This window comes from Bacillus sp. es.034, assembly GCF_002563655.1.
Taxonomy (GTDB): Bacteria; Bacillota; Bacilli; order Bacillales; family Bacillaceae_B; genus Rossellomorea.
In genome coordinates, this window is the sequence record NZ_PDIY01000001.1 from 2,245,635 (window position 1) to 2,265,379 (window position 19,745).

A 19,745-nucleotide genomic window follows, 5' to 3' on the forward strand; every position below is an offset into this window, starting at 1 on the left:
CGTGCTAAACTAATACCAACTAAACAGTATAGGCAGGTACGTTTTATGAATAAGGGAAACCAAGAAGGAAAAGGAAAGATTGTACAGTTTCCAGGATTGAAGGACCGGCTGCTGGAAAAAGGGGTGCAGGCTTTGGAAAAAGGGGAAGTCCATGAATCCTCCCAGCTCCTCGCACAAGCTTATGAACTGGAACCGGATAATCCGGATATCAATACGGCACTCGTGTTATCGCTCTATGAAAGCAAACAATACGACCAGGCCGGATCCATATGTAAAGAGATGCTCCTCGAAGGAATCGGTGACTATTTCGAGGTCGTTGATATGTACTTAATGATTCTTATACAGCTTCATAAGCACAGTGAAGTGATCGATACAATCAATGCCCTCTTTGATGAAAGGGAAGTACCCTTTGAAAAGGAAGAACACTTCAGGAAGCTTCTCCATTTCAGTGAAAAGGTAGTGAACGGGAAAGAGACTGTTCTTGAGAAAGAAGTTCAGGCAGAAGATCAAACGTCCATCTTGACAGGGAAAAGCCTCGAGGAACAGACGCTCATCGTGGCACAGCTCGTTCATCGGAATATTCACCCGTTCATCGGGGAACTGCAAGGGATTTTACAGGATCCCGATGCCCATCCGTTTTTACAAACGATGATTTTAAATGTTTTAAAAGAGCATGGAATGGATAAAGAAGTAGTTGTAGTAAAGATAGGAATGGAAGAGCGGGTTAATCCCGCAGCATTGGATGACGTTTTCGAGTCGGATTTCTTCACCGGTGTCATACATTGCCTGGATGAGCTTCTGGCACAAATGAATCCTACTCTATTTCAGCATGCAGAGGAATTACTGAAACGTCATGCCTTCCTTCTCTATCCTTTTACACTTAAGGAAGAACCGGAAGAAATCGCTGCAGTATATGCCTATTACACCGCCGGGATGTTTGCCGATGCGATTCTTGAAAAAGAGTTAAAAGAGCAGGTTGAAAACAGTCAGGCTGAAGGGATTTTAGCAAGACTTACGGAACTAGAGGAAATTTCCTCTCCGAATATTTAAACCCCCTCTGTTGAAAGACAGTGGCTGTATGTTATAATGTAATGGTTGTAATGTGAAAGTTTTTCATATATTTACGATGATAGTGCTAGATTCACACGGGACTATCTACTACTATGCGTAAAAAATTTAAGATCAACTATAGATTTGTTGGAGGGAACAGTATGTCTGCAAAATGGGAAAAGCAAGAAGGAAACCAAGGAGTACTTACAATTGAAGTAGAAGCTGCTAAAGTAAACGAAGGTTTGGACGCGGCATTCAAAAAGGTTGTAAAACAAGTGAACGTACCAGGATTCCGTAAAGGGAAAATGCCTCGCGGAATGTTCGAAAAACGTTTTGGTGTAGAATCACTTTACCAAGATGCATTAGATTTCATCTTACCTGAAGCATATGCAAAAGCAATCGAAGAAACAGGAATCGATCCAATCGACCGTCCTGAAATCGATGTCGAGCAAATGGAAAAAGGAAAAGACCTGGTCTTCACTGCTAAAGTACAAGTGAAACCAGAAGTGAAACTTGGCGACTACAAAGGTCTTGAAGTAGAAAAAATGGAAACAGAAGTAACAGCTGAAGATGTTGAAGCTGAACTTACTTCACTTCAAGAGAAACAAGCTGAGCTTGCTGTCAAAGAAGATGGAAAAGCTGAAGAAGGCGACACAGTAACAATGGATTTCGAAGGATTCGTTGACGGTGAAGCATTTGAAGGCGGACAGGCTGAGAACTACTCACTTGAATTAGGTTCAGGTCAGTTCATCCCAGGATTCGAAGAGCAATTGGTTGGTGTTGCAGCAGGAGAAGAGAAAGAAGTAGAAGTAAACTTCCCTGAGGAATACCATGCAGCTGAGCTTGCTGGTAAGCCTGCTACATTCAAAGTGAAAGTTCACGAAATCAAAGCAAAAGAACTTCCGGCACTTGATGATGAGTTCGCAAAAGACGCTGACGAAGAAGTTGAAACGCTTGCTGAACTAAAAGAAAAAATCGAAAAACGCCTTCAAGAGTCTAAAAAGAACGAAGCTGAAACAGCGGTTCGTGAAACTCTTGTAAATAAAGCTTCTGACAACGCTGAAGTTGAAATTCCAGAAGTAATGGTTAAAGCTGAAGTAGACCGTATGATGCAAGAGTTCGAACAACGCCTGCAAATGCAAGGTATGAACCTTGATCTTTACTTCCAATTCTCTGGTCAATCAGAAGAAGATCTTCGTGGTCAAATGACAGAGGATGCCGGCAAACGCGTTCGCACCAACTTAACACTTGAAGCAATCGCAGCAGCGGAAAACCTTGAAGTAACCGACGAAGAAGCAGAAGAAGAAGTAAACAAAATGGCTGAACAATACAACATGACTGCTGATAATATCAAACAAGCACTAGGCGGCCTTGACACACTTAAAGCCGACCTTAAAGTACGTAAAGCAGTAGAATTCCTTGTTGAGAACAGCAAAACTGTAGCATAATAAAAATAGCAAACAAGGCGCGAATCATTCGTGCCTTGTTTTGTACAATGAAGCGGATATTCCCCGTGATTTGGCTCATTCATGTGAATCGAACGTTTCACACGCTTTTCAGCAGAGCTGAAAAGTAGCCATCACCATCAAAAGCGATCGAGCAAACTCGTTTGCTCGATCGCTTTTGATGGTGATGGCGTAAATGAGCCAAATCACTAAGCTTCACTTCATAAGTTAGTAATTGTTTACACTTCTAAGAATAAGAACCACTATTTTTGGAAAAAGCTTATGAGACGGGGTTGCATTACTTTTCACCATGAACATACATAATAAGATTCCTTACATTACCTGACTTCATTTGGACAAAATAAACTTTAGCAATGTAAAAGATTTGCTAAAATGCACGATACATAATAAGATGATTCTTAAGAATCGTATCAATTTCTTTACGAACATATAATATGATAAAATGCAGTACATAACTTTAGGTAATAGGGATGTAAGGAATCGTTCGTTTGATGAAACAGGCACGATTTTATGAAGTTTTAACGAAGGGGTGAAAATCATTGTTTAAATTTAATGATGAAAAAGGGCAATTAAAATGTTCTTTTTGCGGAAAAACACAAGACCAAGTTCGTAAACTAGTCGCTGGACCAGGTGTGTATATTTGTGATGAGTGCATCGAGCTTTGCACAGAAATCGTAGAAGAAGAGCTGGGTACAGAAGAAGAAGTAGAATTTAAAGACGTACCGAAACCACGCGAAATCCGGGAAATCCTGGACGAGTACGTAATCGGGCAGGATCAGGCGAAGAAATCACTTGCCGTAGCCGTCTACAACCACTACAAGCGTATCAACTCCAGCAGTAAAGTTGATGACGTTGAACTGTCTAAGAGTAATATTGCCATGATTGGGCCGACTGGTAGCGGGAAAACCCTCCTTGCCCAAACATTGGCTCGTATTCTTAACGTTCCTTTCGCCATCGCCGACGCGACTTCTTTAACAGAAGCGGGTTATGTTGGGGAAGATGTAGAGAATATTCTATTGAAACTGATCCAGGCAGCTGACTACGATGTGGAAAAAGCTGAAAAAGGGATCATCTATATCGATGAAATCGATAAAGTGGCAAGAAAATCTGAAAATCCATCCATCACGAGAGACGTTTCAGGTGAAGGAGTACAACAAGCCCTCTTGAAAATTCTTGAAGGTACGGTAGCAAGTGTTCCACCACAAGGCGGACGCAAGCATCCTCACCAGGAGTTCATTCAAATCGATACGTCCAATGTCCTATTCATTTGTGGTGGAGCATTCGACGGGATCGAACAAATCATCAAACGCCGTTTAGGTCAAAAGATAATCGGATTCGGTTCTGATCCTAAAAACGCTGAAGTGAAAGAAGATAAGTCGCTACTTTCTAAAGTTCTTCCTGAAGACCTATTGAGATTCGGATTGATTCCGGAATTCATCGGTCGTCTACCGGTCATTTCAAGCCTTGAGCCTCTTGATGAAGAAGCACTGGTTGAAATCCTGACTAAACCTAAAAACGCATTGGTAAAACAATACCAAAAAATGCTTGAATTGGATGAGGTCGAGCTTGAGTTCACAGAAGATGCCCTGCTTGAAATCTCTAAAAAAGCAATTGAGCGTAAAACAGGTGCACGTGGACTGCGATCCATCATCGAAACCATGATGCTTGATGTGATGTTCGATCTGCCTTCCCGTGATGATATTAAGAAATGTATCATTACGAAAGAGACGATCCTTGAAGATGCCGCTCCTCACTTAATGCTTGAGGATGGCACCATGATCGATCCAAACGAAGAAGAAAAGACATCAGCTTAATAGCTTAACGTAAAGCCGGGAATGATCCTTCATTCCCGGCTTTTTTTCGACCAGAGATATAGAACGGAGATGGGGCAAATGGACAATAAGAAAACCAAGGTGGCCATTAGCTGGAGTGGCGGGAAAGATGGGTGTCTTGCTTTGAATCGTACATTAAAAGCCGGCAAAAAAGTAGAATGTCTTGTTTCGATGGTCTCTGAAAAATATGAACGGAATCATGCTCACGGTCTTAGATTGGATATCCTCGGGCAACAGGCAAAAGCCTTGGATATTCCGCTGGTCATTGTGAATTCCGGAGATGATTATGAGCGCTCCCTCATTGGGGCATTATCCGATATAAAGCAGAATAGGGGTGTGGAAGAGATCGTCTTTGGAAGCTTATATGCAGAAGAAGATCGAAAGTGGAACGAAGAAGTGGCAAGGAAAGCAGGTTTGAAACCCTCATTCCCCGTATGGATATCGGAGGGGGAAAGCAGTCAATTACTGAAAGAATTTATCACACTTGGATTCTTTGCAGTCACATGCAGGGCTTCCGACAAAGTATTCGATCCCTCATGGGCCGGCCGAATGCTCGATTGGGAATTTTATAAGGATATCCATCATATAAAAGGCTGCTGCGTCATGGGAGAAGCAGGCGAATACCACACCTTCGTCCTGGACGGTCCCATCTTCTTTAAAAAAGTACATATAGTGCAATCAGGAGTCGTCTTGAACGCCGGTCTATGGTCTTTAGATATTGAGGCTTGCCGATTAGTAGAGAAAAATTGAAGTAATATACATATCTTTTTATGCTTTTTAAACCATCCACTCACGGAATTTTTTTGTTTATTCCCACAAGGTCAAGGAGATACTAACCGATAACAACTTGTATCTACTTGGAGGGAGACGAATGAGCTTTACGAGCATCGCTTTATTCATCCAATTATTCTTCGGAATCATCATTGGATTGTACTTCTGGAACCTGTTAAAAAACCAGCGAACGCAAAAAGTTTCCATTGACCGTGAATCAAAAAAAGAGATGGAAGAACTCCGAAAGATGAGATCCATTTCACTAACAGAACCCCTTGCCGAAAAAGTAAGACCCTCAAGCTTCGAAGATATTGTCGGACAGGAAGATGGCATCAAAGCATTGAAAGCAGCGATATGCAGTCCGAATCCACAGCATGTCATCATTTATGGACCGCCCGGCGTCGGAAAAACGGCTGCCGCCCGTCTGGTCCTGGAAGAAGCAAAGAAAAATATGAAATCCCCATTTAGATCTTCTGCCGTTTTTGTAGAATTGGATGCCACAACGGCACGATTCGATGAACGGGGGATTGCCGATCCGCTGATTGGTTCCGTTCATGATCCCATTTATCAAGGGGCAGGAGCCATGGGACAGGCAGGGATCCCGCAACCAAAACAAGGTGCTGTAACCAATGCCCATGGAGGCGTATTGTTCATTGATGAAATCGGGGAATTGCACCCCATTCAATTGAATAAGCTCTTAAAAGTGTTAGAAGATCGCAGAGTGTTCCTTGAGAGCGCCTATTACAATGAAGAAAATCATCAAATTCCCACCCATATCCATGATATTTTCAAAAACGGCCTTCCGGCGGATTTCCGCTTGATCGGTGCCACGACCCGTACACCGAATGAACTGCCTCCGGCGATCCGCTCGAGATGCATGGAAGTTTTTTTCAGGGAGCTTGAGCATGACGAAGTGAAGAAGGTGGCGGCAGGAGCCGTTGAGAAAGTAGAAATGACGATCAGCGACAAAGGGCTCGAAACTCTTGCATCTTATGCGCGTAACGGCCGTGAAGCAGTCAATATGGTTCAGATAGCAGCCGGGGTTGCCATCACCGAAAATAGAAAAGAAATTTATGATCATGAGCTCGAGTGGATCATTCAATCCAGTCAGCTTTCCCCGCGCTATCAGAAAAAAATCAATGAAGAGGCAACGATTGGTCTGGTCAATGGGTTAGCCGTGACAGGACCGAATACCGGCTCTCTACTTGAAATTGAAGTAAACGTTATTCCGGCTGCCGATAAGGGTACCATCAATGTGACGGGAATCGTGGAAGAAGAAAGCATCGGTGATCGGAGTAAATCCATCAGGAGAAAAAGTATGGCGAAAGGCTCGATCGAAAATGTGATCACCGTCCTTCGTTCCATGGGGGTACCTGCGGATCAGTATGATATCCATGTGAACTTTCCAGGCGGGGTGCCGGTCGACGGCCCTTCTGCAGGGATTGCCATGGCTCTTGGGATCTACTCGGCCATTTACCGGATACCCATCAAGCATACGATTGCCGTCACGGGTGAAATCAGTATACATGGATCTGTTAAGCCTGTCGGAGGGGTGTATCCTAAGGTGAAAGGCGCAAAACTCGCCGGTGCCACCATGGCCATCATTCCGTACGACAACCAGCAGGCCATGTTAAGAGAGATAGAAGGAATCGAAGTGGTCCCGGTCAAACAGCTCAAGGAAGTTCTTGATCTCGCCCTGATGAAGGATCACGTATCGTCACCCGATCTCGTACCTGAACAAAATAAGAAAAGTGTATAGACTGTTGACCGATTCGGGTCTATCCGAATCGGTTTGTTTTTGAATGGCTTGTAAAGGAATAAGCGGCAACCCATTCGAATAAAGTTGTAAATACCTATTTAATAGACACTACCTAGTAAATAAGTTAGAATTGTACAAAGACTCATGAGCAAAATTCGGAGGTGTTATATGTGGCAAAACAAAATAATTTAACGGTTCCCCTCCTTCCATTGAGAGGTTTACTTGTGTATCCAACGATGGTCTTGCATTTAGATGTTGGACGTGAGCGCTCCGTTCAGGCTTTAGAAAAAGCGATGATGGATGATCATTTGATTTTCTTAACGACTCAAAGAGATATGAATATAGATGAGCCAACACAGGAAGATTTCTACGAGATGGGAACTCTTACAAAGGTCAAGCAGATGCTCAAACTGCCAAATGGGACCATCAGGGTACTTGTCGAGGGAATGAATCGTGCGTCTATTACGTCATTCACCGGGCAAAAGGATTTCTATGAAGTAACGGTGAAGGAATTTCATGATTCTGAAGGGAAGGAATCGGAAACAGACGCCTTGATGAGGACGTTACTCAATTATTTCGAACAATACATAAAGCTATCAAAGAAAGTTTCAGCTGAAACGTATTCAACCGTTTCAGATATTGAAGAACCGGGAAGGCTCGCAGATATCGTGGCATCCCATCTGCCCCTCAAGATGAAGGAAAAGCAAAACGTCCTGGAAACACTGGATATTAAGAAGCGCCTTCAAATGGTGATCGAAACGATCAACAATGAAAAAGAAGTGTTGAGCTTAGAGAAGAAAATCGGGCAGCGTGTCAAACGTTCCATGGAAAGAACCCAGAAAGAGTATTATCTTCGGGAGCAAATGAAAGCCATCCAAAAAGAGTTGGGTGATAAAGAAGGTAAAACGGGTGAAATTGAAGATTTAACCTCAAAGATCGAACAGGCCAACATGCCTGAAGAAGTGGAACTTACGGCCTTGAAGGAGCTCGCCCGCTATGAGAAAGTGCCTTCAAGCTCTGCTGAAAGCTCTGTGATCCGAAACTACATCGAGTGGCTTGTTTCTTTACCATGGTCCACCGAAACGGAAGATCAATTGGACATCAAGCGGTCTGAGCAGATTTTAAACAGGGATCATTACGGTCTTGAAAAGGTTAAGGAAAGGGTTCTTGAGTATCTTGCCGTTCAGCAGCTGACTCAATCCCTGAAAGGGCCGATCCTGTGTCTCGCTGGACCTCCAGGGGTCGGGAAAACGAGCTTGGCCCGTTCCGTGGCTGAATCACTGGGACGGAATTTTGTCCGCATCTCCCTTGGAGGCGTTCGTGATGAATCCGAAATCAGGGGTCACAGACGTACGTATGTAGGAGCCATGCCCGGCAGGATCATCCGCGGTATGAAAAAGGCAGGTACGATCAACCCTGTGTTCCTTCTCGATGAAATCGATAAAATGTCCAGTGATTTCAGGGGAGATCCTTCTTCAGCGATGCTTGAGGTACTGGATCCCGAACAAAATTCTAACTTCAGTGATCACTATATTGAAGAGACATACGACTTATCAAAAGTCATGTTCATCGCAACGGCCAATGACCTTTCCACCATACCGGGACCACTCCGGGACAGGATGGAAATCATTACGATTGCCGGTTACACGGAGCTTGAAAAGTTGAACATTGCGAAGCATCATTTACTGGAAAAGCAAATCAAAGATCATGGGTTAACCAAATCCAAGCTTCAAGTGAGAGATGAAGCAATTGTTGATATCGTCCGCTATTATACCAGGGAAGCCGGTGTAAGGAGCCTGGAGCGTCAGCTGGCCGCTCTCTGCAGAAAAACCGCGAAGATCATCGTTTCGGGTGATAAGAAGAGAGTCGTGATCACTTCAAGCAATATAGAAGAGTTCCTCGGAAAGAGAAAATTCCGTTACGGCCAGGCAGAAATCGAAAATCAGATCGGTGTATCAACCGGCCTTGCCTATACGACGGTCGGTGGGGATACCCTTCAAATCGAAGTATCTCTCGCACCGGGTAAAGGGAAGCTCGTCCTGACCGGGAAACTGGGAGACGTCATGAAGGAGTCTGCCCAGACAGCCTTCAGCTACGTACGTTCGAAGGCGGGGCAACTTGGGATCGATGAGAATTTCCACGAGAAACATGATATTCATATCCACGTTCCCGAAGGAGCAGTCCCAAAAGACGGTCCTTCAGCCGGGATCACGATCACGACGGCACTCGTATCAGCCCTGACAGGGAAATACGTGAACCGTGAAGTAGGGATGACAGGTGAAATGACCCTGAGAGGAAGAGTCCTTCCAATCGGCGGAGTGAAAGAAAAAACATTAAGCGCTCATCGTGCCGGAATTAAAACGATTATCCTTCCGAAAGATAATGAAAAGGATATAGATGATATCCCTGAAAGTGTGAGGGGAGAATTAACGTTCATCCTTGTGTCCCACATCGATGAAGTCTTAGAGAAAGCATTAGTAGGTGAAAAGAAGTGAAAGTAAATCAAGTTGAGCTAGTCATCAGTGCGGTCAGGCCTGAACAATACCCTGGCGATATCCTACCTGAGTTTGCCTTAGCGGGGCGCTCTAACGTAGGGAAATCCTCATTCATCAATAAAATGATCGGCAGGAAGAGCATGGCGAGGATTTCCTCCAAGCCTGGTAAAACCCAGACGCTGAACTTTTATAAAATAGAAGAAACCCTCTATTATGTAGATGTGCCCGGTTACGGTTTTGCCAAAGTATCCAAAACAGAGCGGGAAGCATGGGGAAAGATGATTGAAACCTACATCACTTCCCGAGAGCAGCTAAGGGCGGTCATCCTGATCGTAGACCTGCGCCATGCCCCGACCAAGGATGATGTGATGATGTATGATTTCCTCAAGCATCACGGTCTTCCTTGTATCGTCATTGCCACCAAAGCGGACAAGATCCCGAAAGGCAAATGGCAGAAGCACCTGAAAGTCACAAAAGAAACCCTGAACATGGACAGTGAAGACGACCTTATCATGTTCTCCTCCGAAACAGGACTTGGAAAAGACAAAGCCTGGGACGCCATCAAATCGTATTATAAATAAACGTATAAAGAACCGATTTCCATTTTGGAGATCGGTTCTTTTTTTCTGACTGAAAAGTAGTCATAAAGAAGGTCTACCGAAGTCCGTATAAGGTTTTTTGGCCTATATGACGAAAGCATATGAAAGGAAATGAAAGGATAGGGACGCATATGTATCTATATCAAAGCTGAATCATGTTCATCCACCAAAATGGATAATTATAAGCTCTGGAAGCTATATTTGAATTTTGAGAATTTTCTCTTTTGTTGATAAAATTATGAAAGATTAAAAATATTACAAGCTACATAAGGGGGACTCTAGACAATGAAGAATTGGAAAAGCCTGATCTTGTTCGCAGTTGCTGCACTTCTTCTATCCGCATGCGGTGACAAAGCTACAACAGAGAGTGGCGCGAAGTTAGTGGAGGAAGGCAAATTCGTTTATGCAGCTTCCGGTGAGTTCAAGCCATTCAGCGTGACGAATGATGATGGAACCATGTCAGGTTTCGATATTGAAGTGGCAGAAGCCGTTGCGAAAGAAATGGGTCTTGAACCTGAACAGAAGAAATTTAAATTTGCAGGAATTGTAGAAGGGGTCAAATCCGGACGTTTTGACGCGGCGGTCGCCAGTCATACAATCACGGAAGATCGTTTGAAGGAAGTAGACTTCTCAACTCCTTATTATTATTCAGGTCCACAGATTTTCGTCCGTAAAGACAGTGATGTTGAAACACTGGATGATTTGAAGGACAAGGAAATTGCTGTATCCAAGGGATCGACGTACTCAGATACCGCAAAGGAAGTAACGGATAAAATACAAGCGTATGATAGTGATGTTGTTGCACTTGAAGCGTTAAACAAAGGAAAACATGATGCCGTCATCACAGACTTCATCACGGGTAAAGAAGCGATTGCTTCAGGACTCAACATCGAAGCACGTGAACTGATCGGACGCAGTGAGCAGGCAATCGCCGTGAGTAAAGATAATGAAAAACTATTGAAAGAAGTCAATCAAGCTCTCGAAGCATTAAGAGAAGACGGTACATTGAAGAAAATCAGTGAAAAATATTTCAAAACAGATATTACATCCGATCCCGAGAAAGAGTAAGAGCAGCATGACACAGAGCGAATGTGCTTCTATGCGCATTCGCTTTTTGTCTTAAAGTGGAAGAAAATCGAACGGAGGGAAGTCCATGCACTTTTTAGAAACCTTTGCAGGTACATATGATGTTTTTCTGAAAGGGATGCTGTTAACATTCCAGTTAACCTTTGTTTCTGTCCTGATTGCGATTGTGATCGGTCTGTTTTTCGCTTTCCTGAAGATTTCAGGGATCAAGCCTTTGTCCCTGATTGCGGATTTATACATTTTCGTTGTAAGGGGTACACCATTAATCGTTCAAATTTTCATTTTCTATTTCGGTTTGACCTCGTTGAATATTTCAGGCTTCTGGTCTGTCGTCATGGGTCTTGCTTTCCATAACGGGGCTTATATCGCAGAAATCTTCCGGGGAGCCATTCAGTCCATCGACAAAGGGCAAATGGAAGCGGGACGTTCCCTTGGGATGTCCCTCGGCTTGTCCATGAGAAGGATCATCCTTCCGCAGGCATTCAGGCGTGCCCTGCCGCCCCTTGGAAATCAATTCATCATTGCATTGAAGGACTCATCCCTTGCTTCATTCATCGGGATGTTCGAATTGTTCAGCGTGGCGACGACACTCGGATCGAATAATTTCGATTATATGACATATTTGCTCGTTGTAGCGATCTATTACCTGGTTCTTGTATTACTATTCTCAACGATTGTCAATGTAATTGAAAAACGTATGTCCATCAGTGATTAAGAATGACGCAGGAGGGATGAGTATGAGTCAGGAAATGATTAAAGTAGAAAAATTAAATAAATCCTTTGGTGATTTACATGTATTGAAGGACATTGATATCAGCGTAAGGGAAAGTGATGTGGTTTGCCTCATTGGGGCCAGTGGATCAGGGAAGAGTACACTGCTTCGCTGCTTGAACTTCCTTGAGCTGAAAGATAATGGGAAGGTTGTCATCGAAGGAGATGAAGTCAACCAGGATACCCATGATTTGAATAAAATCCGTCAGAAGGTAGGGATGGTGTTCCAGCATTTCTATCTATTCCCCCACAAAACTGTATTGGAAAACGTGATGGAGGCACCGGTGTACGTTAAGGGTGTCTCAAAGGCGGACGCAAGGAAGGATGCCAAAGAACTGTTAAAGAAGGTCGGGCTTGGGGATAAAGAAGATGTCTACCCGTCCAAGCTTTCAGGGGGACAGAAGCAGCGTGTCGCCATCGCCAGGGCCCTTGCCATGAAGCCGGATATCATGCTGTTCGATGAGCCCACCTCGGCACTTGATCCGGAATTGGTCGGTGAGGTACTGGCTACCATGAAGGAGCTTGCTTTAGAAGGGATGACGATGGTCGTCGTGACCCATGAAATGGGATTTGCCCGTGAAGTGGCCGACTGGGTCGTCTATATGCATGATGGACGCATCGTCGAGGTAGGACCCCCTCAGGAATTATTCCAATCTCCAAAAGAACAAAGGACGAAAGAATTTTTAGACTCGGTTCTTTAATACACGTGAAAAAGCCCGGATGCGATTCCGGGCTTTTTCTTGCCTACTTTTTTCTTACAAATAATAAATAGACACCGATTCCGATAATGACGATGGGCCAGAATTCCCAAGCGCTTCCCACGCTTCCTTCAATAAAACCAAACCATCGCACCACTTTATCAGAGAAAAGAAGAATGATAGAAAGTGTCAGAAAGAGAACCCCTTGAAATAAGCCGGCGCGTGTCTTCTGATATCTGAGCAGGAAACCGAGGGCGATGATAAGGATAAAGGTCCCCATATGATCCGGCCAAACGTCAAGCTTGTTGACCACATGGAAATGCAGGCCGAATCCAACCAGGATCGTACCGGGGAGGATGGCTTCATAATCCCTTCCTCCGTATCCCTGACCGAGAAAAGCGAGTCCGACAATGATAAGCAAAGTGGGCCAAGTGAAAAATTCCTGAAATAATACAATGTTTGCCTGTTGTAAGTAAAAGTAAGCTCCAAAGCCAATTAAGATGATTCCGGGGAATATTCGTTGCTGTTTCATTCTTTTCCTCCTGTAAATTAGTAAAATTCCGGTTTTAATTCCTATTTTTTAAGGGAAAATGACACATAATATGAAAAATTGATCCCTTTGTTTCGATGAATCGTGAGAAACCTTTCCATTACTTGATTCTTTAGGCTCGTTTTGGTACCCTACATTAGTAGGCAAATGTCGAAAATTAAAAGATTTAGGAAGAATTGAAAATGCTTTCAAGCTTAGTTCGTTCTTCTACTCTTAAATGTAATGATGAAAGTAATGTTTAGCAAGTCCCGGAAGAATCATTCGATTCTACCTCCTTAACTGTAGCACAGGTTTCAATTTCTGTTCACATTTCAGGGCCTGAGGACTTATTTGGACATGTTATAATAATAGTAATGATTTTACTTGGGGGTGTAGTGCATAGCATGTATACAATAGTCGTTGGTTTAAATTATAAAACGGCCCCTGTAGAGATTCGTGAGCGTTTATCTTTCAATGAAACTGATCTTCCTTCAGCAATGAAAGCATTAAAGGAAAAGAAAAGCATCCTTGAAAATGTGATTGTTTCTACATGTAATAGAACGGAAGTTTATGCGGTAGTGGATCAGCTTCATACAGGTCGTTATTATATTAAAGAATTTTTATCTCAATGGTTTGATATAGATAAAGAGGAGTTCACGCCTTATCTGTTCATTTATGAACAAGAAGGAGCCGTCGAACACCTGTTTAAGGTTGCCTGCGGATTGAACTCCATGGTACTTGGGGAAACCCAGATCCTTGGTCAAATCCGTTCAAGCTTCCTGGATGCCCAGGAGTCGGGAGCGACGGGTACCGTATTTAATCACCTGTTCAAGCAAGCTGTGACGGTTTCGAAAAAGGGTCACTCGGAAACAGAGATTGGTTCCAATGCGGTATCAGTCAGCTATGCGGCCGTTGAATTGGCTAAAAAGGTATTCGGAAGCCTGGAGGGTAAGCATGTCCTCATACTTGGTGCCGGGAAAATGGGTGAACTTGCCATCAAGAATCTCCATGGCAGTGGAGCCACCAAGGTGACCGTGATCAACCGTACGTATGAGAAGGCCCAAACCCTGGCAGAGCGTTTCAGCGGTAATGCGAAAACGATGCAGGAGCTTCAATGCGCCCTTGTAGAAGCGGATATCATGATCAGTTCTACGGGAGCGAAGGATTTCGTCATCACGAAAGAAATGATGTCCCATGTGGAAAGCATGAGGAAGGGCCGTCCCCTATTCATGGTGGACATTGCGGTACCAAGGGACTTGGATCCGGCGATCGGGCAGCTTGAGAGCGTATTCCTTTATGATATCGATGATTTGGAAGGCATCGTCCAGGCGAATCTCGCCGAACGCAAAAAGGCGGCTGAACAAATTGAAATCATGATTGAAGCGGAAATCGTTGCGTTCAAAGAATGGTTGAATATGCTCGGCGTAGTGCCGGTCATCTCTGCCCTTAGGCAGAAGGCACTTTCCATTCAGGCAGATACGATGGAAAGCATCGAACGTAAAATGCCTGATTTAACCGATCGTGAACGCAAAGTATTGAATAAGCACACGAAGAGCATCATCAATCAGTTATTAAAAGATCCGATCCTCCAGGCAAAGGAATTTGCCGGACTGCCGGATGCTGAAGATAAGCTGGATTTATTCATCAACATTTTTAACATTGAACAAGAAGTGTTAGAGCAGAAACAAGTGAAAGCAGCCAACGAAAAGACTGAGAGCGATCATAGCTTTACACCACAACCCTCTTTTCAAGCATAAGTGAGGTTAATGTCGATGTTTGAACAAACGATGACTAGGCTGCACGAACTTATGATTGTTCTGTATGCTATTAGTATTCTCTTTTATTTTATAGATTTCTTAAACAAAAACCGGAAGGCGAACCTGTTTGCCTTCTGGTTACTTGCGATTGTTTGGGTCCTTCAAACAATCTTTTTATTTCTATACATGATGAATACAGGCAGGTTTCCGGTCCTCACCATCTTTGAGGGGCTTTATTTTTATGCCTGGGTGCTCATCACCCTGTCCCTTATCATCAACCGATTGCTAAGGGTGGATTTCACTGTCTTCTTTACAAATGTACTCGGTTTCATCATCATGGCGATCCATACTTTCGCACCCGTTCAGGTGGAGTCCCAGGCGATGGCAGAGCAGATGGTATCCGAGTTATTACTGATTCACATTACGATGGCCATCCTGTCTTACGGGGCCTTCAGTCTTTCCTTTGTGTTTTCCCTGCTTTATCTCCTCCAGTTTAAATTATTGAAGGAGAAAAAATGGGGGCAGAGGTTATGGAGGATCAGTGATTTGTCAAAGCTTGAGAAGATATCCTATATCTCGAATTCCATAGGGGTAGCGATGCTTCTGTTAAGCCTGATATTGGGACTGCAATGGGCATACATCAAGCTTCCGGAATTTCTATGGTATGATCCAAAGATAGTGGGATCATTCATTCTATTAATTTTATATAGCATTTATTTATACCTTCGCATTAAAAAGAATGTCTTTGGTAAATCATTAGCGTTTCTGAATGTGGCAGCCTTCTTGATTATATTAATCAACTTTTTCTTAGCTAGTCGGTTGTCTTCATTTCATTTCTGGTATTCATAAGTTTTCAGGAGGTCATTATGAGAAAAATCATTGTTGGTTCAAGACGAAGTAAATTAGCCCTTACCCAAACTAATTGGGTGATCGATCAGTTGAAGGCACTCGACCCTTCTTACGATTTCGAAGTGAAGGAGATTGTGACGAAAGGGGATCAGATCCTGGATGTCACCTTATCCAAAGTGGGCGGTAAAGGCTTATTTGTAAAAGAAATCGAGCAGGCGATGCTGGATAAAGAAATCGACATGGCCGTTCACAGTATGAAAGATATGCCGGCGGTTTTACCAGATGGACTGACGATTGGAAGCATCCCGGTTCGTGAGGATCACCGCGACGCGTTCATCAGTAAGAATCATGTTGCCCTTAAAGACCTGCCAGGCGGAGCGATCGTCGGAACGAGCAGTCTCAGGAGAGGGGCTCAGATTCTGTCTGTGAGACCGGATCTTGAAATCAAGTGGATACGCGGCAACATCGATACACGCCTTTCCAAACTTCAAAACGAAGATTACGATGCCATCATCCTGGCAGCAGCGGGCTTATCACGAATGGGATGGACGTCGGATGTCGTAACGGAATTCCTTGATCCGGACCTTTGCTTGCCGGCAGTCGGTCAAGGGGCCCTTTCGATCGAGTGCAGAAATGATGACGATGAAGTCCTTGAACTGCTAGAGAAGTTCGCGTGTGAAGAAACGACGACTACCGTGACGGCGGAACGAGCTTTCCTTCATAAAATGGAAGGCGGCTGTCAGGTACCGATTGCGGGATTTGCCGAGCTGAAAGACAATGGAGATATTGCATTGACCGGACTTGTCGCTTCTCCGGACGGAGAGACGATCTACAAAGAATACATGACGGGTCAGGACCCGAAAGAAGTTGGAGAAAAAGTGGCTGAAAGCTTAACTAAACAAGGGGCAAAAGCCTTGATCGATCAGGTGAAAGAGGAGCTGGATCAATAATGAAGGGTAAGAGGCCTTTAGAACAAATAAAGGTTTTGATTACTCGTGGCAATGAGGGATCCAGTGAAACCGGGTCTCTCATTGAAAGCGAGGGAGGGGTACCCATCTTGGTACCGCTCCTTCATTTTCACCCCCGCATAGATTCGCTGGAGGTATCGCTTCACACCACCCTACATACATACGAATGGATCATTTTCACCAGTAAAAATGGGGTGAAGTTCTTCCTGGAAGCATTGGAAAGACAGGGGATCCCTTTATCCTCTTATACGGGAAAATTCGCGGCCGTCGGGACCAAGACGGAGCAGTACTGTCATAAATACGGAATACCGATTTCATTTGTTCCGGAGAATTTCACTGGCGATGACTTCGCCGAGGAGTTCATTTCTAAAGTGAAGCCTGATGGTCACGTCCTGATTCCAAAAGGGAATCTGGCAAGGAATGTGATTGCGACGGAATTAGCCTCGGCAGGAGTCAGCTGTCAGGAATGGATCGTCTATGAAACGGTCCTTCCAGAGACAAGCTTCGTGCAGTTGAAAACGATCATTGAAAAAGAAAAAGTGGATATCATTACATTTACGAGTTCGTCGACGGTCCATCATTTTATGAAGGTCATCCGTCACTATTCTCTCTATGATCACATAAGGGACATTCCCATTGCGTGCATCGGCCCGATTACAAAAAAAACCGCGGAGCAATACGGATTACATGTAAAAATCTGTCCAAGCGTTTATACTGTAAATGAAATGGTGAATGAGATGAAAGCGTTCATCTCTGCCTGTTAGCTATCAAACAATTAGGAGGCTTTTATTATGAAAGACCTGCAATTCAATCGACACCGCCGCTTACGTCAATCGGAAACGATGCGTGCGCTCGTGCGTGAAACACATCTAAGAAAAGAAGATTTAATTTACCCGTTATTTGTCGTGGAAGGGGAAAACATCAAGAATGTCGTTCCATCCATGCCGGGTGTTTATCATATTTCACTCGATAATTTACAAGCTGAAATGGATGAAGTGGTTTCACTCGGGATCAAGTCCATCATTCTTTTCGGTGTTCCTGCTGAAAAAGACGAACTTGGGAAACAGGCGTATCATGACCATGGAATCGTCCAGGAGGCAACACGTTTCGTGAAGGAACGTTACCCTGATCTTGTTGTCATCGCCGATACGTGCCTTTGTCAATATACCAGTCACGGTCACTGTGGAATCGTCAAAGACGGGAAAGTCCTGAATGATGAAACCCTTGATCTGTTGGCCAAAACAGCGGTCAGCCAGGCTGAAGCGGGAGCCGACATCATCGCTCCGTCCAACATGATGGATGGGTTCGTAGCAGCAATCCGTCACGGCTTGGACGAAGCAGGCTATCATGATGTGCCGATCATGTCATACGCGGTGAAATATTCATCAAGCTTCTACGGTCCTTTCCGTGACGCGGCTCACTCGACACCTCAATTCGGAGATCGCAGAACGTATCAAATGGACCCGGCGAATCGCATGGAAGCCCTAAGGGAAGCTCAGTCTGATATGGAAGAGGGTGCCGACTTCCTTATCGTGAAACCGGCGCTTTCGTATCTGGATATCATGCGTGAGGTGAAAGACCGTTTCAATGCACCGGTTGTCGCCTATAACGTGAGCGGGGAATACAGCATGGTGAAAGCAGCGGCTCAGAACGGCTGGGTGAACGAACAGGAAATCGTCATGGAGAAACTGACCAGCATGAAACGTGCAGGGGCAGACCTCATCATTACGTATTTTGCAAAAGACGTAGCCAACTGGTTATCCTAATTGGTGAAGAATTCCTGTCAGGATGACTGAAAGATCACTAAAGGAGGAACCGATATTGCGTTCATATGAGAAATCGAAACAAGCATTCAAGGAAGCAGTAAACCTGATGCCCGGCGGAGTGAACAGTCCCGTCCGTGCGTTTAAATCAGTCAACATGGATCCGATTTTCATGGAAAGGGGAAAAGGATCGAAAATCTATGATATCGATGGGAATGAGTACATCGACTATGTCCTTTCCTGGGGTCCGCTCATTCTTGGTCACAGCAATGACCGGGTCGTGGAATCCATTAAAAAAGTGGCTGAAAACGGGACGAGCTTTGGTGCTCCCACAGAAATTGAAAATAAACTCGCCCAACTGGTGATTGACCGGGTGCCAAGCATCGAGATCGTCCGTATGGTGTCTTCAGGTACGGAAGCGACGATGAGTGCCCTGCGTTTGGCCCGTGGCTACACAGGCCGCAATAAGATCATCAAGTTCGAAGGCTGTTACCACGGCCATGGAGACTCTTTATTAATTAAGGCGGGCTCCGGTGTCGCGACCCTCGGTTTACCGGACAGTCCCGGTGTTCCTGAAGGGGTTGCCAAGAATACGATCACGGTGCCTTACAATGATCTCGAAAGCATCCGCTATGCCTTCGAACAATACGGTGATGACATTGCCGGTGTGATCGTCGAGCCTGTAGCCGGAAACATGGGTGTCGTCCCTCCGCAGCCAGGCTTCCTGGAAGGCCTCCGTGAGGTTACGGAAAATCATGGCGCACTGTTGATCTTCGATGAAGTCATGACGGGCTTCCGCGTCGGCTATGGCTGTGCACAAGGCTTCTACAATGTGACTCCTGACTTAACCTGCCTGGGGAAAGTCATCGGCGGGGGACTTCCTGTCGGGGCTTACGGCGGGAAAGCGGAAATCATGGAAAGGATCGCGCCGAGCGGACCGATCTATCAAGCAGGGACCCTTTCAGGGAATCCGTTAGCCATGACCGCTGGATACGAAACACTGAGCCAGCTCACCCCTGAAACGTATACCGAGTTTGCACGCAAAGCAGATCTACTGGAGGAAGGCTTAAAGAAAGCTGCGGAAAAATACAATATTCCTCACAGGATCAATCGTGCAGGCTCCATGATCGGGATTTTCTTTACCAATGATGAAGTTTCGAACTATGAAGGTGCCAAGTCATCGGATCTTGAGATGTTTGCCGACTACTACCGTGAAATGGCCCATGAAGGGGTATTCCTGCCACCTTCCCAGTTTGAAGGACTTTTCTTATCGACAGCCCACACGGATGACGATATCGAAAAGACCCTTCAGGCAGCTGAAAAGGCGTTTGAGAAAATCAGTAAGAAGTAAT

General features: G+C 44.6%; 17 protein-coding genes. 16 read left to right on the forward strand and 1 reads right to left on the reverse strand.

The features are described 5' to 3' along the window. Nucleotides 1-45: 45 nt before the first annotated feature. The 10 genes from ATG71_RS11410 to ATG71_RS11455 all read left to right on the forward strand — a co-directional run bounded on the left by ATG71_RS11410 (nt 46) and on the right by ATG71_RS11455 (nt 12,530). The gene (locus ATG71_RS11410; protein WP_098439704.1) at nt 46-1,050 is read left to right on the forward strand and encodes a tetratricopeptide repeat protein; all 1,005 of its coding nucleotides are present in this window, start codon (nt 46-48) and stop codon (nt 1,048-1,050) included. 161 nt (nt 1,051-1,211) lie between these two features. Continuing rightward, the gene (tig, locus tag ATG71_RS11415; RefSeq protein WP_098439705.1) at nt 1,212-2,498 is read left to right on the forward strand and encodes a trigger factor; all 1,287 of its coding nucleotides are present in this window, start codon (nt 1,212-1,214) and stop codon (nt 2,496-2,498) included. Between the two features lie 557 nt (nt 2,499-3,055). After that, the gene (gene clpX, locus ATG71_RS11420; RefSeq protein ID WP_098439706.1) at nt 3,056-4,330 is read left to right on the forward strand and encodes an ATP-dependent protease ATP-binding subunit ClpX; all 1,275 of its coding nucleotides are present in this window, start codon (nt 3,056-3,058) and stop codon (nt 4,328-4,330) included. 78 nt (nt 4,331-4,408) lie between these two features. Next, complete coding sequence (locus ATG71_RS11425; RefSeq protein ID WP_179886519.1) at nt 4,409-5,098, forward strand: Dph6-related ATP pyrophosphatase; 690 nt, start codon at nt 4,409-4,411, stop codon at nt 5,096-5,098. 121 nt (nt 5,099-5,219) lie between these two features. Continuing rightward, nucleotides 5,220-6,878, forward strand: coding sequence for an ATP-dependent protease LonB (gene lonB, locus ATG71_RS11430; protein WP_098439708.1), 1,659 nt, complete (start codon nt 5,220-5,222; stop codon nt 6,876-6,878). 170 nt (nt 6,879-7,048) lie between these two features. After that, nucleotides 7,049-9,373: an endopeptidase La gene (gene lon, locus ATG71_RS11435; protein WP_098439709.1), complete on the forward strand. Its 2,325-nt coding sequence runs from the start codon at nt 7,049-7,051 to the stop codon at nt 9,371-9,373. Continuing rightward, nucleotides 9,370-9,954: a ribosome biogenesis GTP-binding protein YihA/YsxC gene (gene yihA / locus ATG71_RS11440; RefSeq protein WP_098439710.1), complete on the forward strand. Its 585-nt coding sequence runs from the start codon at nt 9,370-9,372 to the stop codon at nt 9,952-9,954. The genes lon and yihA overlap by 4 nt, the downstream gene beginning before the upstream one ends. Nucleotides 9,955-10,257: 303 nt before the next feature. Beyond that, nucleotides 10,258-11,040 (forward strand): transporter substrate-binding domain-containing protein, encoded by a 783-nt coding sequence (locus tag ATG71_RS11445; protein WP_098439711.1) that lies wholly within the window; start codon nt 10,258-10,260, stop codon nt 11,038-11,040. Nucleotides 11,041-11,125: 85 nt separating this feature from the next. Next, nucleotides 11,126-11,773, forward strand: a complete 648-nt coding sequence (locus tag ATG71_RS11450) for an amino acid ABC transporter permease (RefSeq protein WP_034757145.1) — start codon at nt 11,126-11,128, stop codon at nt 11,771-11,773. A 34-nt stretch (nt 11,774-11,807) separates the two neighbouring features. Then, nucleotides 11,808-12,530: an amino acid ABC transporter ATP-binding protein gene (locus ATG71_RS11455; RefSeq protein WP_179886645.1), complete on the forward strand. Its 723-nt coding sequence runs from the start codon at nt 11,808-11,810 to the stop codon at nt 12,528-12,530. 43 nt (nt 12,531-12,573) lie between these two features. On the opposite strand, the gene ATG71_RS11460 is transcribed toward ATG71_RS11455, so the two are convergent. After that, nucleotides 12,574-13,059 (reverse strand): LiaI-LiaF-like domain-containing protein, encoded by a 486-nt coding sequence (locus ATG71_RS11460; protein ID WP_098439713.1) that lies wholly within the window; start codon nt 13,057-13,059, stop codon nt 12,574-12,576. A gap of 401 nt (nt 13,060-13,460) precedes the next feature. Between ATG71_RS11460 and hemA the strand changes: the two genes are divergently transcribed. The 6 genes from hemA to hemL are packed head-to-tail and all read left to right on the forward strand — an operon-like array spanning nt 13,461 to nt 19,744. After that, the gene (gene hemA / locus ATG71_RS11465; RefSeq protein WP_098439714.1) at nt 13,461-14,813 is read left to right on the forward strand and encodes a glutamyl-tRNA reductase; all 1,353 of its coding nucleotides are present in this window, start codon (nt 13,461-13,463) and stop codon (nt 14,811-14,813) included. 15 nt (nt 14,814-14,828) lie between these two features. Further along, a complete protein-coding gene (gene ccsA / locus ATG71_RS11470; protein ID WP_098439715.1) occupies nt 14,829-15,662 on the forward strand; it encodes a cytochrome c biogenesis protein CcsA in 834 nt (277 codons plus the stop codon). 17 nt (nt 15,663-15,679) lie between these two features. After that, on the forward strand, nt 15,680-16,612 hold the full coding sequence (hemC, locus tag ATG71_RS11475) for a hydroxymethylbilane synthase (RefSeq protein ID WP_098439716.1): 933 nt from the start codon (nt 15,680-15,682) through the stop codon (nt 16,610-16,612). Further along, entirely contained in the window at nt 16,612-17,394 is a 783-nt protein-coding gene (locus ATG71_RS11480) for a uroporphyrinogen-III synthase (protein ID WP_098439717.1), read from the forward strand. The genes hemC and ATG71_RS11480 overlap by 1 nt, the downstream gene beginning before the upstream one ends. Before the next feature lie 27 nt (nt 17,395-17,421). Beyond that, on the forward strand, nt 17,422-18,396 hold the full coding sequence (gene hemB / locus ATG71_RS11485; RefSeq protein WP_034757163.1) for a porphobilinogen synthase: 975 nt from the start codon (nt 17,422-17,424) through the stop codon (nt 18,394-18,396). 55 nt (nt 18,397-18,451) lie between these two features. Beyond that, entirely contained in the window at nt 18,452-19,744 is a 1,293-nt protein-coding gene (gene hemL, locus ATG71_RS11490) for a glutamate-1-semialdehyde 2,1-aminomutase (RefSeq protein ID WP_098439718.1), read from the forward strand. Nucleotide 19,745: the final 1 nt, after the last annotated feature.